Genomic DNA, 14,734 nt, shown 5'->3' on the forward strand with positions numbered 1-14,734 from the left:
GGCGACCCAGCGGCCGGCCGAGCTCTCGCCGGAAGGATTGCTGCGCCTCGCCATCGCCCGCCTCCTGCTGGTCAGGCCGCGGCTGCTGCTGATCGATGAGCCTTTTGCCGCGCTCGATGCCGAGGTTCGCGCGCGGCTCGCCGCCTTCCTGCCGGAACTCTGCACGCTGGCGCGCCCCGCCGTCGTCGTCGCCACCGGCTCGGTCGAGGAGGCGCTGTACCTGGCCGATCGCGTCCTCGTCCTGCCGCGAGAGCCGGGGCCGGCCGCCTTCAGCCTCGACAACCTGCTGGCGCGTCCGCGCGAGGAGGGCTCCGTCGGCTTCGTCACCTTGCGCCGCGAACTGCGTCGGGCGCTCGAAAAGGAAGACCGGCATACCGTGCCGGAGGTGGAGGCGGCGGCCTGAAATGGCTACAAGCCAGCGGGCCGCTTCAGGAGGATCACGATCATGGACGTCACTGCCCTGCGCGCCTTGCAGGCTCCCCTCAAGGACGAGTACCGCACCAACCCCGATGCGGCGGTCATCACGCTGAAGGCCCATGGCGAGCTCGATGACCAGAACATCGCCTGCAAGGTCGAGACCGGCCGCGCCATCGCGCTCGCCGGCTTGCATCCGGCCACGGGCGGCTCGGGCGCCGAGCTCTGCTCCGGCGACATGCTGCTGGAGGCGCTGGTCGCCTGCGCAGGCGTGACGCTCAAGGCGGTCGCGACCGCGCTCGAAATCGAGTTGAAGAAGGGTGTGGTCCGCGCCGAGGGCGATCTCGATTTCCGCGGCACGCTCGGCGTCGCCAAGGATGCCCCCGTCGGCTTCAAGGCGATCCGCCTCTTCTTCGACGTCGAGACCGATGCGCCGCAGGAGAAGCTCGACGCGCTGCTCAAGCTCACCGAGCGCTACTGCGTCGTCTTCCAGACGATCTCGGGTGGTACCTCCTGCACATCGATGCTCGCTCGCGTTTCAATCTAAGATATTGAGGCACCACGCTCTGAGACCAGTCAGCCGGACGTGGTCGGTCAGTAACCTGAAACCGAAAGAAGGGCGGTTGTCGCTACGGCATGGCTGAGGCAGTTTAGGCCCTGTCATGCAAATCCTTCTTGTCGACGACCATGCCCTTATTCGCGACGCACTTCGCGCCATCCTGGCCGAGATCGTGGCGGATGTCGTCATCGACGAGGCGGACTCCGCCCGCAAGGCTATGGAACTCGCCGAAAGCAATCCCCAGAAGCAGCTCGTCATCCTTGACCTCGGCTTGCCGGACGGCGACGGCCTCGATCTGCTGAAGACAATCCGCGCGCGTCTCCCGGCGACGGCTGTGGTCGTCCTGTCGAGCAGCACGGAATCCGATGTGATGGCCGCGGCGCTCGATGCCGGCGCCGTCGGGTTCATTCCGAAATCGGCGCCCCGCTCGGTCATGGTCGGTGCGCTCGGCCTCGTTCTGGCTGGCGGTATCTATATCCCACCGGAAGCCTGGCCGTCCCGGCCGAAGGATGCGCCCGCGGCAGCGCCGGAGCGGCCTCCGACGCCGGCCGAGCTCGGCCTCACGGAGAGGCAACTCGATGTCCTGGCGTTGCTGATGCGTGGCCGCAGCAACAAGGCGATCGCCCGCACGCTCTCGATCGCCGAGGTCACGGTGAAACATCATGTCACCGCGCTGATGCGGGCGCTTCAGGTCAGCAACCGCACCGAAGCGGCGCTCGCGATAGCCCGCTACGGTTGGCAATTGCCGGATATCGCCTGAGCATGCCGTCTCTTGTCACGACCCGGCCATTGCCTTTGTGATGGCGGCGCGCAGGGCGATCGGCGACACAGGTTTGCGCAGCACGTCGACGGCAGCGCCGGCTTTACGCGGCAGCAGAGCTTCCGGCTGCCCGCTGACCACGATGACCCGCAAATCAGGCCGCAGGTTCCGCATCGCCTTAATGGCCGCGATCCCGGCGCCCGTGGCGACATCGCCGTGATCAGTGATGAGGAGGTCGATGGGTGTGCCGTCCAGTTCTGCCGGCGATGCTGCGTTCCAAACCTCGAAGCCCCATGACCGGAGCAGGACAGCGGTCGCATTCCGCGCGGCCGGATTGTCGCCGAGCACGGCGGCATGACGCCCCTGACCGAAGAAGGCATGGCGCTGGAGATCGGCCATCGGCAACGGCTCTGTGACCGGCGGAACGACGGGCACCTGTATCGCGAAGGTAGAGCCTCGGCCTGGCATCGAATCCAGGCTGACCGGATGGTTCAGCAGGCGCGCGAAGCTTGCGACGATGAAGAGTCCGAGCCCCAGTCCGCGCTCGCCGCTCTGGCCGGGTGTCGACGCCCGGAAAAACTCTCCGAAGATGTCGGATTGCATCTCTGCGGGGATACCCGGGCCGGTATCCGTGACCGCGATCATCAATAGGCCGCCACGATCGCTGCAGGAAAGCGTGACGCTGCCATTGTTCGTGTAGCGGATCGCGTTCGCCAGCAGGTTCTGCAGGATGCGCTGCAGGAGCAAAGCGTCGCTTTCGATCCAGAGCCCGCTGCTGTCGATTTCCAGCTCCAGGCCCTTGGCCGCGGCTGCCGGCGCGAAGAGCACGCGCAGGGCATCGCAGAGCGGGGCGATAGGAAAGCGGGACAAGGCGGGCCTGATCGCGTCGGCTTCGATCTTCGACGTATCCAGGATCGCGTCGAACATGCCGTTGAGGCTCCCGACAGCTTCGACGAGCTTGTCGTTGAGGCGCGCGCGCCGCTCCTTGGTGGGGTTCGCGTGCAGCTCGTCGACGAAGAGGCTCAGGGCGTGCAACGGCTGGCGCAGGTCGTGGCTGGCGCTGGCCAGGAACCGAGACTTGGCCTGATTGGCGCGTGCCAGTTCCTGTGTCCGCTGCGCGACTTTCTCTTCGAGCGTCGCCCGCTCGGCTTGGAGACTGCTGGCCATCTCGTTGAAGCGCTCGCCGAGTTCGGCGAACTCGTTGGAGCCGGCGATCGCGATCCGATGATCGAGCGCTCCCGCGCCGATCCGAGCCGCGCCGGCCGTCAGCGTCTCGATCGGCCGGATCATGTGCCGCGCGATCAATACGCCGCAGACGACCGCCGCCACGAGCCCGCCCAGCAAGGCGATGAGCGACAGGCGGATGGAGGCATATACGGGTGACAGCACCTCGGCCCGCGGCAGTTCGGTGACGACGTTCCAGCCGAGCGACGGCAAACGGGTATGCGCCGACAGGATCTTCTGCCCGTCGAGATCGCGGCCGGCGACGAGTGATTCCCTCTCGCCTGGGGACGCCGCGGTCAGCGCAGCCCGGACCTGCGGCAGGGCCGAGACGTCGGCTCGCCGCAGGACCAGGCTGATATCGGGATGCGAGATCAGGCGCCCCGCATCGTCTACCAGCAGCATGCGACCGGCCTCGCCGATGCGGCTTGCCGCGACGATGTCCCAGATCAGCTTGAGATTGACGTCCGCGACCACGCTGCCCTGGCGGGTGGAGGAGCTGCCGAGATGGATGGTGACATAGGGCTCCGAGCCGTCCTGAAAATAGACGGGGCCGACATGGCGCCCCTGTTGCCGCGCGGCCAGATAGGCATCCGTCCGGCCGAAATCCGCGCCCGAGGCCGCGACGTCCGGCCCTAAACGGGATACGCGCAACTGCTCCCGGCCTTGCGGATCAAGCAGGCGCAGCGTGCTCACCGGCGCCAGCGCCCGCAGGGTTCGCAGCGCATCGATCCGCCGATCATCCTCATTCGTGCTCGACCAGGACGGCGCGATCAGCCAGCGCAGATGCGCTTCGAGCTCGTCGACGAAACGCAGGATGCGTTCGGCCGCCGTCGCGGCCTGCAGCTGATGCAGCGCGGTCACTGTCCTCATCTGCGCGCCGAGGATGAGCCAGAGGCTCATGCCGCCGGCGCAGACCAGCACGAGCGCGGCAATGCCCGCGATCGCTGCCGCGACCTTGATCGACAATCGGCGCCCCAGCCTCCGGATAAAATGTCCGGGATGAGCGAAGCTGCGCCGATCGGCTGGCTTCACTCGATCACCTCGTCAGCACGAGCCAGAATCGCGCGCGAAAAGGCCAGGTTGAAGGAGCGGGCCGCCGTCTGGTTCAGGATGAGTTCGAACTGCGTCGGGCGCTCCACCGGCAGGTCGCCCGGCTTGGCGCCGGCGAGGATACGCGCCACGAAAAACGCGACGCGACGGTAGATCAGTGACAATCGTGGGCCGTAGGTACAGAGCGCGCCGGCCTGGGCGAAGACCGGCCAGCCGGAGATGACGGGGATGCGTTCCTCGTTCGCGACCGTCATGATCGCCTTGCGATGCGCGATGGCGAAGCCGTCGGGCAAGAGCGAGATCGCGTCCGGCCGAAGACGGGCGAGATCGGCCCGCGCCGCCAGCACCGCATCGCTGTTCGGCGTGGCGATAAAATCGATCGCGATCCCGAGGCGATGCCCGGCTTCTTCGGAGGAGGCGCGCTCGATATCCGAACCCGCGTGACGCGGGTTGCCGAGCACGGCGACGCGATTCAGTTTCGGGATGATCTCCTTCAGCAGTTCCAGCCGCTTCCCGAGCAGTTCGAAAGCCATGAAGGTGACGCCGGTGCAATTGCCGGAAGGCTGGGAGAGGCTTTTAGCGAAGCCTGCGGCGATGGGATCGGCGCTCGTGACGAAAATGATCGGGACGGGTAATCCCAGCTTGAGCACGTCCGGGATCGCCGCGCCCTGCACGATCAGGAGCTCGACGCCGCTCTCGACGAGCTCTCGCGCCAATGCGGGAACACGCTCCATCCTGTCGTCGCCGTAGCGATAGAGGATTTCGATGCTTTCCCCGGGGATGAGCTTCTGCTCCACGAGCCCCTCGCGCAGTGCGTCGAGATAGGGCGAGAGGCTTGCCGCCAGCTGGGCCGTCAGCCAGCCGATGCGTCTGATCCGGCCTGGCGTCGCCGCGAGGCTGCGAGAGGCAGCTGCACAAGCTGTCATGACCAAAAGCTCGCGTCGATTGCGCATGTCGGCCTCCCCCAAGGACAACAAGAATGCCGTAGCGGAAGGCGAATGCCTAGCGGCTGATACCGAAGTGCCGGCACCCGCGCCGCTGCGTCGGTTTGGGAAATTATCCTGTAAAGACAAAGTTTTGCTTGTCAGCCCGCGCTCCCGCGAGGAGTTCGCCGGTGGCACCTGCGGATAATGTTGCGGCCCGATGACGGCGCCTATCGTCCTGGCGATCGGGGTCATCTGCTCCAGCAAGCGAGGACGACATCATGAAAATCGGGATCGCAGGCGCTCTCGTCGCAAGCCTCTGGACCGCGATACCGGCCGCCCAGGGGCAGACGCTGGTCAAGGTCGGCATCACGCCAGCCGGCCAGCCCGCATCCGGCCTGAACCAGGAGACCAAGGCGCCAGAGGGTTTCGCCGTCGAGATCATGCAGACGGTCAGCGCCGATGCCGGCCTCAGCCTGCAGTTCCAGGCGATGCCCTTCGGCGAATTGCAGCAAGCGCTGATCGAGCGGCGGATCGACGCCATTGCGGGGTCTTTCGGCATCACGCCCGAGCGCCAGAAGGTCGTCGACTTCACCCATCCCTATGGCAGCTATCGCGACGTCCTGATCGTGAAGGCGTCGAACACCGCTGCCTTCAAATCGGTAGCAGACCTCAAGGGGATGAAGATCGCGACATCGCGCGGCAGCTCCTATGTCAAGCCGCTTGAGGATGCTGGCGCCGACATCTCGCTTTCGGCCACGCCGCCGGAATCGATTGCCAAGCTCCAGGCCGGCAGCGTCGAGGGGATCATCGATAACGGCTTGCAGGCCAATTTCCTGCTGCGGACGAGCGGGAACACAGGACTGCGGACGGTCGCGAGCTATCAGCCCATCCTCGTCGGTCAACTCGCCTTTGCGGTGCGCAAGGGTGATGCCGACCTGCTGATGAAGATCGACCGCTCGCTGTCCAAGCTGGAGGCGGCCGGCACCGTCGCTGCGATCAAGACGAAATGGGGCCTCGACTGATCTCGAGGCGTCCAATCCGACCTCCGAACCCGCACCCCCAAGCGCCGAACGGCGCCTGCCGGAGCCTGTCCCATGAAGATGACTTCGTTGCTCGCATTCACCGTGCTTTGCCTGCCGGCAGCGGCTCATGCGCAAGCGCCTCAAGTGGAAAAGAACGTCTCGATGGCGATGGCGCAGGCCATCATCGTCGGTGCCGTCGAGGAATGCGCCAAGACCTCGTTCCGGGTCTCCGTGGTCGTCGTCGACAAGGCGGGGCAACCCGCTGCGGCGCTGCGCGGCGACGGCACCGCGCCGCACACCATCGAATTCGCCCGCATGAAGGCCTACACGGCCCGGACCCGCAACCAGACCTCGCTGGAGTTCGCCGCGTCGACCGCCAGCGGCGACGCTGCTGCGCTGCGCCAGATTCCGGGCGTCATCGCGATTGGCGGTGGCGTGCCGATCAAGGTCGGCACCGAGACGATCGGCGCCGTCGGGGTCTCCGGCGCGCCTGGTGGCGACAAGGACGAAATCTGCGCCAAGGCGGGGATCGCCAGGGTCACGGCGGCGCTCAACTGATCCGGATTCCCGCCACGGCCGACCGATGCTGCCGCGCGGCGAGCAAGCGGCCGGCCCTTTCGACGTCAGCGCCCACAACCGACAAGAAGGACAGCGACCATGGTCTCCTCATCGAACGCGCGCAACTCCCTCGGCCGTTCCGGAAAGGCCTGCGGCATCGCGGCATGCCTGCTCGGTCTCCTGTCGGCGCCGGGCCTCTCCTTCGCACAGGGCGCCCAGGACGTCTGCCCCAGGGGATATTCGATCTTCCAGACGGTCTGCTTGAACGAAGCGACGGGCGATGTGGTCAATCAATCCCGCAGGAGCGAGGCCGGAGGAATTCCATCGCCGGTGTCCAATCCTGACAAGGCGCCAGCTCCGGCCAAATCAGGCGGCTGAGCATCGGTCTGGCACAGCAGGTTCAGGAGGTGTGTCATGTCAGGCCGACGGCTTCTCGGCGTGGTCTTTGTCTCGCTGATGTCGGGCCTGTCCGGCTCGGTCCCGGCTCTTGCTGGTAGCACGGCGGCAAAGGCCTGCGCCTCGCATGATCTCGTCGTCTTCAACCTGATCGAAAGGCATGGGGAGGATCAGGGGCTTCCGGCAGAAATCGTCGCCGATGCCGCGATGAAGCTCCTCGATGCGCGGGTCGCGTGTCGCGACGGGCGGGAGGCAGAGGCGATTGCAATCTACGCCGGTCTCAGCGCGAGGCTGGCTGCCGCCGCCGGCCGCCGTTGAGCTTCCTCTTTCTCACACAAGGAGGCTACGATGACAGCGGCTGAACTGGCGGCCACTGCATTTGCGCTGTGCAATGCCGTTCGCGCTCTCGCCTATCTGCCGCAGATCCTGCGCATCATCCAGGATCCGGACGGAGCGCGGGCGATTTCATGTGCGACCTGGAGCCTGTTCGCGATCTCGCACCTGACCACTGTCGCGTACGCGCTCCTGGCCGCTCACGATTGGACGATGGCGGCGGTCTTTGGAGTCAATGCTCTCGCCTGCGCCACGATCATCGGCCTGACCTTGTACAAGCGGAGGCGGGAGCAAAGGCGGTCAGGCGTCGAGATCGTTATCGGCGAAGCGGCTGGGCGCTCTTCAACAAGCAGGAAGGGCTCGCAGGATGGAAGGCTCGGGCAGCTCGCTCAGCCACGCCCTGCGGCTACGCGATTCTGACGATGACGTTGCCAATCGTTCCGCGCTCGACCGCTTCATGTGCGGCAGCGGTTTCGCTGATCGGAAATGTCGGTCCGATACGGGCAACGGCCTCACCTTGAGCAAGAGCGCGCGTGACGCCCGCCACTGCACGTTCTCGCTGCTGCGCGTCCAGTTGATAGATCAGGAAGAAGTTCAACTGGATCGAATTGGCGAGGAAGGCGAAGGCAGGAATCGTCGCCTCCACTCCCGTGCCGTAAACGATGACCTTTCCCTTCGGTCGGAGCACTGCGGGAATCAAGCTGGCGTTGGCAGTAAGGTCCATCTCGGTGATGGCGTCGACGCCGCGTCTCCCCGTGATTTCGGCAATACGATCGCCCACATTTTCGCGCTTGTAGTCGATGCAATGGTCGGCGCCGGCTTCGCGCGCTGCCACCGCCTTGTCCGGTGACGAGATCGTGCTGATCACGGTTGCGCCACGAGCCTTGGCGAATTGAATGGCGAACTGGCTCACCGAACCCGCACCGCCCGATACGAGCAAGGTTGTGCCTTGCCCGACCCCGGCCAGCTCGACGGCATGGTAGGCGGTCAGGGCAGGGATGCCGAGAGCGGCTCCCTCCTCGAAGCTGAGTGCATCTGGCAGGGGAACGGCCTGCGCGGCCGGCAGCGTAATGAACTCTGCGGCTGTTCCAAACGGACGCTGCCACTGCCCGTTCCAGATCCAGACCCGCTCGCCAAGGCGTGACTTCGCAACGCCAGGGCCGACAGCCTCGATTTCGCCAGCGCCGTCGCTATGTGGGATGACCAGCGGGAACGGCGACTTTCGGTGTCCGCGACTTTTGACGTCGGATGGGTTGACCCCCGACGCGTGCAAGCGCACGCGAACCTCCCCGACTCCTGGGCTTGGAGTTTCAATGTCTCCGATGCGCAGCACATCGCGCGCTGGCCCGTTGGCTTCATAGAATACTGCACGCATCGATCAGCATCCCTCGGCAATGTGAGAGCCTGAAAGAAGGATCGCTCTGGGCGGCTCGGCCAAGCGCTGGCGACAACCGGACGGACCACGACGACAACGAGGCTCGTGGTGCCGCGCCGGCTACCACAGAGCAGCTTTTTGCTCGGCCTCGACCAGTACCCATGCCGGGTCGAGGGCGGCACGCACGATCACTCCCGTATCGAAGACCTCATTGAATTCAAGCCGCCTGTCAGCTGTCATCACGACCTCGCGCTCGCTGTTCGGGCCACTGTAGCGAAAGGAATCGCCGAGGACGCGGGCCTTGAAATGGGTCGCGCCAGCCGGCTTGACGACGAGGCTCAGGGCCCGAGGAGGTCCCCGAACCGTGAAGCCCGTCAGAATGCCGGAGGGTTCTGCTCCGGTGATGACCAGCATGAATTGACGGTTCGAATTAACGAATCCGGTGCTGCTGACCCAGATGCCGACGAAGCGGCGGTACTCGGGGAGAACATCGCGCCCGATCCGGTTGATCTGGAACACCGGAAGCGGCAGCTCCTTCTTTGCGGCAATTGCCGCAATCCGCCGCGCGTCGTCTTCCGTGAAAAGAGCGTTGGCTGACGATGGCAACGACAGGCGGGCTGCAAGATATCCTGCCGCAACCAGGCAGCAGATGACGATGGCCGCCGTCACCAGAGCCGCCCGTTTGCGCTGTACAGGCGGCCATACAGCGAGGCGGCGGCCAACTGACCCGACAAACGGAATTCGAGATCGCTCGGATGGCGTCTGCGAGCCGTTCTCATGGACCGTGCGGGGTTGGCCGGCGTTCAGCAGGTATCCGCGACGGGGTACGGTTTCGATCAGGCGATGATCGGTGTCGCCCAGCTTGTCTCGCAGCTCGCGAATGCACTGAACGAGCGAGTCGTCCGTGACGGCGACATTGGGCCATACGACGTCGAACAGTTCCCGCTTCGACACCAGTCGTCCAGCATTCGTGACCAAGTGACGGAGAACCTCGAACGCCTTGGGTCGTAGCGCAATCTCTCGATCGCCCGCTCTCAGGCGTCCGCGCATCAGATCGAGCGCAAACCGGTCGAACTGCAGAAGTTTCGGAAGCACCGGGTCCATGGTGCTTGGCCCTCACCGTAGCTCGCCCGATGAACTGCGTCCGCTGACTATAGGCGAAATATCGGCATTCCGTCACCCATTGATCGTGACCAAAGGGAATGCTCTTCGCTATGGCTGACCCCGGAGACTGCCGGCGGGGATCAATCCGACGCAGTCAGGGCCCATCCTTGACATCAGCCCATATTCGAAGGGGGCATCTCATGGGACGAGCTTCAGTGTTTGCGATCTGCTCCGGCATCAATCTGGAGCGGGTTTGTGGAGAGCGCACAATCGATGACGCGTCAGGCACGGGCCTGCCTTGCCTAGGACAAGGAACTCGTACGCATGCTTGAGTGGAGCGAATTATTCGGCCTCCACACTGCATATCTCCGTCAAGGCATTCGCGTTGAGGCATTCAAATTGCGAGAACGATGTGCTCGCGATATCGGCAGGGCATCTCTTAATCGTTATGTCATGCACGCGAAGCTTCTCTATGATGATGAGGTTGATGAATTTGATATTTTCAGCGGATTATAAACGTCAGTAGATTGATTTGTTCGTATAATTTCTGAGTATAGAGTCGTTTATTGATATTTTACTTCGCAGTCGACCGCGTTTTCGACAGGTGGATGCGATGAGGATCATTAAACGGTGCCTGATATTTGGCGCAGTGCTACTCGCGCCTATGACCTTTGAAGCCCGGGCGCGTGACGAGACAGTAGAGCGCCTGCGTCTCGGCTCCGGCTTCGAAATCGTCATTGGGGAGAGGCAACCTGATCCGGGAGGAGGGTTACTGGAGGCCCTGGCGATATGGGTCGGTGCGAAATTGGGGCAGCCGGTACCCTCCTTTTTGCCAGAGCTCGTATTCAAGCCGGTTGGCCAAGTCGCCGCCCTGCGGCTCAAGCAATACGCGTCCGAAGTCATGCAGCAACACGGTCGGCCAGATATCCTGTCAATCTACGATTCTCGCGAGAAGGTTATCTACCTGGGGGACACATGGACTGGCGCAACGGCAGCCGATTTGTCGGTTCTCGTGCACGAATTGGTTCATCATTTTCAGGAGACGCATCAATCTAAATTTGAGTGCGATGCCGCACGCGAGGCCAAGGCTTTCGAGTTGCAGGAAAAGTGGCTGAGAATATTCGGGGAATCACTTGAGGAGGATTTTCAGATCGATCCATTCACGCTCCTGGTAAGGACATCCTGCGGAATGTAAGAATTTTCGGCTCGTTAAAAACTCTCCGAGACAACGCCTGTCTCGTTCTCTCTTCATGAGGCCTGCGCCGAGATTCTTCTGCACTGGGGTGCCTGGAAAGCGTTTTATCAGGGCGCGGCTTACGAGGTGCTCAAAAGCTTAAGGGGTGCCAGCAGCACGGCGCGCTGGCCAGCGTGGAAGGGCTTGAATAACGCCCCATCTCCCGGGCGCGATGGTTGGCCAAGCGCTTGTCAGCGGAGGAGCCGATGAAGATCACCCAGGTCGAAGCGATCCCTTTGCGTATTCCGTTCACGGTTGGAGGCAGGTCGGCCGCCGGTGCCTGGGGCAAAGGAGGTTTGCAGGCGGCCGACTCGCTGCTGGTGCGGGTTTCCACGGATGACGGTCTGGTAGGATGGGGAGAATCGTTCGGCTTTACAGCAATTCCGGCTGTCAGAGCTGCGCTCGATTCAATGATCGCGCCGGCCTGCATCGGCATGGAGGCGGGCCGGATCGAAGCGATTTCGGAAGATCTCCAACGGCGCTTCCACATTTTCGGGCGTAGCGGCGCTATCATGTTCGGCCTGTCGGCGCTCGACATTGCGCTCTGGGACATTGCCGGCAAAGCTGCGGGCGTGCCCGTTCATGCGATGCTGGGCGGGGCCCGGCGCATCCGCCTGCCTGCCTATGCCAGTCTGATCCGTTATGCGGATACCGAGGCGGTCACGACCAATGTCCGCCGTGCGCTGGGCGACGGGTACCGATCGCTCAAACTGCACGAAATCGATTTGACGGTGATTGCGGCAGCGCGGGAGGCCGCTGGCCCCGACACCGAAATCACTCTTGACGTAAACTGCCCCTGGTCGCTGCGAGAGGCGATTGACATGGCAGGGAAGCTGGAACCGATGCGGCTGCGCTGGCTTGAGGAACCTGTTTGGCCGCCGGAGAATTTCGATGGGCTCGCGGCCTTGCGCAACGTGTCAGCAATCCCTCTCGCTGCCGGAGAGAACGCGTCCTCGCTGATCGAATTCCAGCATATGTTCACTTGCGGAGCGGTCGACTTCGTGCAGCCCAGCCCCGCCAAGATGGGCGGCATCACCGCCTTGCGAAAGGTCATGGCGCTGGCCGAGGCCAACAACGTCGCCGTGATGGTTCATACCTTTTATGACGGCCCCGGCCTTCTCGCGAGTATTCACGCCACGGCCGCTCTCGGCGATGACGAGGCAATGATCGAGTGGCGATATTTCGACATGGAAGCCGATCTTTATGGCGGGGCCTTGCGTCCGCGCGACGGCCATATCGACGTGCCGCTCGGGCCAGGACTCGGCCTGGAGCCCGATCCGGCTGTCATCGCGCGATATCGTGTCGACTGACGAAGCCACCCGGAGCCGCCGGACGTCAACTACAGGCCAAACCTTGGCTCTCGGATGGTGCGCCTTGAACGGCTGGCTCGGATCGAAAGCAGCGTCGATCTATCCGTTGCACATAACCGAACAATCGAAGCATCGGCCGGCCGCCGAACCTGACCAAAGGTTGAAGAGACGGCGCGTTGTTGTCTTCCAGGCGCTGAACGTGAAGCCGGAACTGTCGGCTACCCCGCAAAGCAACGCCTCCTGACACGAGTCAGGAGGCGCCTTGGGAACAGGTTTCGATGGGGAGGGGCTTAGAACTCTTCCCAGCCCGCATTGTCGTTGCGCGCATTGACTGCGCGCTTCACAGGCGCGGGTTTGACCCCCGTGGGCTTGGCTTCCGCCGCCGGGCGTCGCGTTTGGTGGAATGCGGCTTCGGCGAGTTGGCGCAGGCGCTCCGGCTCCGACCCGGCGGTGACGGGCAGGCGCGTCGTGGCGGCCTGGCCCTGATTGGTCTTGAAGGCCGCGACCAGCGCATTGAGCTGCTCGATCCGGCCCGAGAGCGAGTTGGCCGAGGCCGCGCTCTGCTCGGACAGGGCCGCGTTCTGCTGCGTCATCTCGTCGAGATGCGCGACGGCCTGGCTCATTTCGTCGATGCCGTTGGCCTGCTCGCCGGACGCTGCCGAGATGTCGGCGATGGTCGAAGCCACCTTCTGCGAGGCCGCGAGGATTTGCGTCAGCGCTTCACCGGCCCTGCGCACCAGCTTCACGCCCTCGCCGACCTCGACATTGGACGAGGAGATCAGGGCCGAGATATCCTTGGCCGCCTCGCTCGAGCGCTGCGCCAGCGTGCGCACCTCGGAGGCCACCACTGCGAAGCCCTTGCCGGCCTCGCCGGCGCGGGCAGCCTCGACCGCGGCGTTGAGCGCGAGCAGGTTCGTCTGGAATGCGATGTCGTCGATGACGCGGATGATGTCGGAGATCTTCTGCGAGGCCGTCTCGATGCGGGCCATGGCATCGACCGCCTGGCCGGCGATCGTGCCGCCCGAACGTGCGGCGTTCGCCGCTTCATCGGCTGCGGTTGCTGCCGAGCGGGAGGCCTGGGCCGAGGCCTTGACCGAGGCCGCGAGTTCCTCGGTCGTCGCCGCGGTCTGCTCCAGCGAGGAAGCCTGTTCCTCGGTGCGCTTCGACAGGTCGTCAGCGCCGATGCTGATCTCTCGGGCGGCAAGGCCTACATCGGCCGAGGTGGTCTGGATCGTCGCGACCGTCGTCGAAAGCCGGTCGACCGTGTCGTTGATCGCACCCTTGAGATCGGCGAAGCGGCCGCGATAGCCGGTTCCGATCTGGCGGGTCAGGTCGCCGCCGGCAATCGCCTGGAGGATATCGGCGAACTCGGTCGTGGCGCTGTCGACGACCCGGTTGATCTCGTTGATGCCGGCGACCAGCCGTTGCATCTGCTCGTCGCCGTCGTCGATCTGGAGCCGTGCCGAGAAATCGCCGGCCGCGGCGGCGGCAACGACTTCGCTGACATCCGAGACGACCGCTTCCATCGACTGCGCCCGCGCGAGCCGGGCTGCGGCTGCGGCGCGTTCCTGTTCCTCCAACGCGCGGACCCGGGCCGCATTCTCCTGGAAGATCTGCAGGGCTCCGGCCATGTCGCCGATCTCGTCGCGGCGGCCGACGCTGGGCACCGTGACGTCCTGTTCGCCCTGGGCGAGGCGCTTCATCGCATCGGTCATGCCGCCGAGCGGGCGGAGGATGCCGGCGATCACGAAGGCCAGCGCCAGCGCGCCCAGCAGCAGCGCGCCGCCGGCGACGGCGAGCAGCAGAATGCTGGCGGAGCTGGCGGTCGAGCGCGCTTCCATGCCGTGGTCGCGCGCTTGTGTCAGCTGCAGCGCGGTCAGCTCGCCGAGCTTGGCCGCGATCGGGTCGATCGCCTTGTAGAGTTCGTCGGTGGTGAACATGCGCAGCGCGCTCTCGTCGCGCTCCTTCAGGATGCCGATCAGCTTGGCAACGGCCGCATCACCCTTCTTCATCAGTGACGCCGCCTGATCCGCGAGCTGCTTCTCGTCGGCAGCGGTGATGCTGGGCAGATAAGCCTTCCAGCCCTTGTCGATATTCCCCCCCGCGTCCTGGACGTTCTTCAGCGCGTTCGTCCAGGTGATCTGGTTGCTCTGGGCCTTCCAGGTCGTGTCGACGATGTTGATCGCATACATGTCGCTGACGATGCGCAGTTGCTCCATCGGGGCGACGTTGTTCTGGACGACCTCGTCGATCCGCTGCGTGACGGAGCGAAGGGCGACGAAGCCGCAAGCGCCGACGGCGAACACGCATAGGGTCAGCGCGGCGAGCGCCCCCGCCAGCTTGGTCTTGATGCTCAGGGTCATGATGAACCTTCTGGAGAAGAGGCCGTGGTGATGAGGAGGCGATGACGTAAAAGATGAGGGATCTGCCTATTTTTGAGGCGATCCGCGGGCTCGTCCGGCTTGGTTC

General features: G+C 64.4%; 16 protein-coding genes. 11 read left to right on the forward strand and 5 right to left on the reverse strand.

All coding sequences use genetic code 11. The annotated features are described in order from the left end of the window. Positions 1–37 precede the first annotated feature (37 nt). From Q0Q02_RS10835 to Q0Q02_RS10845, 3 genes are all read left to right on the forward strand, one after another. On the forward strand, positions 38–403 hold the full coding sequence (locus Q0Q02_RS10835) for a hypothetical protein (protein WP_293809255.1): 366 nt from the start codon (positions 38–40) through the stop codon (positions 401–403). Positions 404–445: 42 nt separating this feature from the next. Then, complete coding sequence (locus Q0Q02_RS10840; protein WP_293809257.1) at positions 446–961, forward strand: OsmC family protein; 516 nt, start codon at positions 446–448, stop codon at positions 959–961. Between the two features lie 115 nt (positions 962–1,076). Beyond that, the gene (locus Q0Q02_RS10845; RefSeq protein ID WP_293809259.1) at positions 1,077–1,733 is read left to right on the forward strand and encodes a response regulator transcription factor; all 657 of its coding nucleotides are present in this window, start codon (positions 1,077–1,079) and stop codon (positions 1,731–1,733) included. A gap of 15 nt (positions 1,734–1,748) precedes the next feature. Here the strand turns inward: Q0Q02_RS10845 and Q0Q02_RS10850 are convergent, their stop codons facing one another. Together Q0Q02_RS10850 and Q0Q02_RS10855 are read right to left on the reverse strand one after the other, a co-directional pair. After that, positions 1,749–3,923 (reverse strand): ATP-binding protein, encoded by a 2,175-nt coding sequence (locus Q0Q02_RS10850; protein ID WP_293809260.1) that lies wholly within the window; start codon positions 3,921–3,923, stop codon positions 1,749–1,751. Between the two features lie 62 nt (positions 3,924–3,985). After that, positions 3,986–4,960, reverse strand: coding sequence for an ABC transporter substrate-binding protein (locus tag Q0Q02_RS10855; protein WP_293809262.1), 975 nt, complete (start codon positions 4,958–4,960; stop codon positions 3,986–3,988). A 251-nt stretch (positions 4,961–5,211) separates the two neighbouring features. On the opposite strand from Q0Q02_RS10855, the gene Q0Q02_RS10860 reads away from it, so the two are divergent. The 5 genes from Q0Q02_RS10860 to Q0Q02_RS10880 all read left to right on the forward strand — a co-directional run bounded on the left by Q0Q02_RS10860 (position 5,212) and on the right by Q0Q02_RS10880 (position 7,662). Next, positions 5,212–5,955, forward strand: a complete 744-nt coding sequence (locus tag Q0Q02_RS10860; protein ID WP_293809264.1) for a transporter substrate-binding domain-containing protein — start codon at positions 5,212–5,214, stop codon at positions 5,953–5,955. A 72-nt stretch (positions 5,956–6,027) separates the two neighbouring features. Next, on the forward strand, positions 6,028–6,513 hold the full coding sequence (locus Q0Q02_RS10865; RefSeq protein WP_293809266.1) for a heme-binding protein: 486 nt from the start codon (positions 6,028–6,030) through the stop codon (positions 6,511–6,513). Between the two features lie 99 nt (positions 6,514–6,612). Further along, the gene (locus tag Q0Q02_RS10870) at positions 6,613–6,891 is read left to right on the forward strand and encodes a hypothetical protein (protein WP_293809267.1); all 279 of its coding nucleotides are present in this window, start codon (positions 6,613–6,615) and stop codon (positions 6,889–6,891) included. Between the two features lie 36 nt (positions 6,892–6,927). After that, a complete protein-coding gene (locus Q0Q02_RS10875; RefSeq protein ID WP_293809269.1) occupies positions 6,928–7,227 on the forward strand; it encodes a hypothetical protein in 300 nt (99 codons plus the stop codon). Between the two features lie 30 nt (positions 7,228–7,257). Next, entirely contained in the window at positions 7,258–7,662 is a 405-nt protein-coding gene (locus tag Q0Q02_RS10880) for a hypothetical protein (RefSeq protein WP_293809271.1), read from the forward strand. Here Q0Q02_RS10880 and Q0Q02_RS10885 read toward each other — a convergent pair. Together Q0Q02_RS10885 and Q0Q02_RS10890 are read right to left on the reverse strand one after the other, a co-directional pair. Further along, positions 7,649–8,617 carry an NADPH:quinone reductase gene (locus Q0Q02_RS10885; protein WP_293809272.1) on the reverse strand — a complete coding sequence of 323 codons (969 nt, stop codon included), beginning with the start codon at positions 8,615–8,617 and terminating at the stop codon, positions 7,649–7,651. The two genes, Q0Q02_RS10880 and Q0Q02_RS10885, sit on opposite strands and share 14 nt — an antisense overlap. A 120-nt stretch (positions 8,618–8,737) precedes the next feature. Beyond that, complete coding sequence (locus tag Q0Q02_RS10890) at positions 8,738–9,721, reverse strand: transcriptional regulator (RefSeq protein WP_293809274.1); 984 nt, start codon at positions 9,719–9,721, stop codon at positions 8,738–8,740. A 613-nt stretch (positions 9,722–10,334) separates the two neighbouring features. Between Q0Q02_RS10890 and Q0Q02_RS10895 the strand changes: the two genes are divergently transcribed. From Q0Q02_RS10895 to Q0Q02_RS10905, 3 genes are all read left to right on the forward strand, one after another. Then, positions 10,335–10,916 (forward strand): DUF6647 family protein, encoded by a 582-nt coding sequence (locus tag Q0Q02_RS10895; RefSeq protein WP_293809276.1) that lies wholly within the window; start codon positions 10,335–10,337, stop codon positions 10,914–10,916. 245 nt (positions 10,917–11,161) lie between these two features. After that, positions 11,162–12,265, forward strand: a complete 1,104-nt coding sequence (locus Q0Q02_RS10900) for a mandelate racemase/muconate lactonizing enzyme family protein (protein WP_293809278.1) — start codon at positions 11,162–11,164, stop codon at positions 12,263–12,265. Between the two features lie 64 nt (positions 12,266–12,329). Continuing rightward, positions 12,330–12,509, forward strand: a complete 180-nt coding sequence (locus Q0Q02_RS10905; protein WP_293809279.1) for a hypothetical protein — start codon at positions 12,330–12,332, stop codon at positions 12,507–12,509. Positions 12,510–12,555: 46 nt separating this feature from the next. On the opposite strand, the gene Q0Q02_RS10910 is transcribed toward Q0Q02_RS10905, so the two are convergent. Beyond that, positions 12,556–14,628 carry a methyl-accepting chemotaxis protein gene (locus Q0Q02_RS10910; RefSeq protein WP_293809280.1) on the reverse strand — a complete coding sequence of 691 codons (2,073 nt, stop codon included), beginning with the start codon at positions 14,626–14,628 and terminating at the stop codon, positions 12,556–12,558. Positions 14,629–14,734 lie beyond the last annotated feature (106 nt).

This window comes from uncultured Allobosea sp., assembly GCF_945956895.1.
GTDB lineage: Bacteria > Pseudomonadota > Alphaproteobacteria > Rhizobiales > Beijerinckiaceae > Allobosea.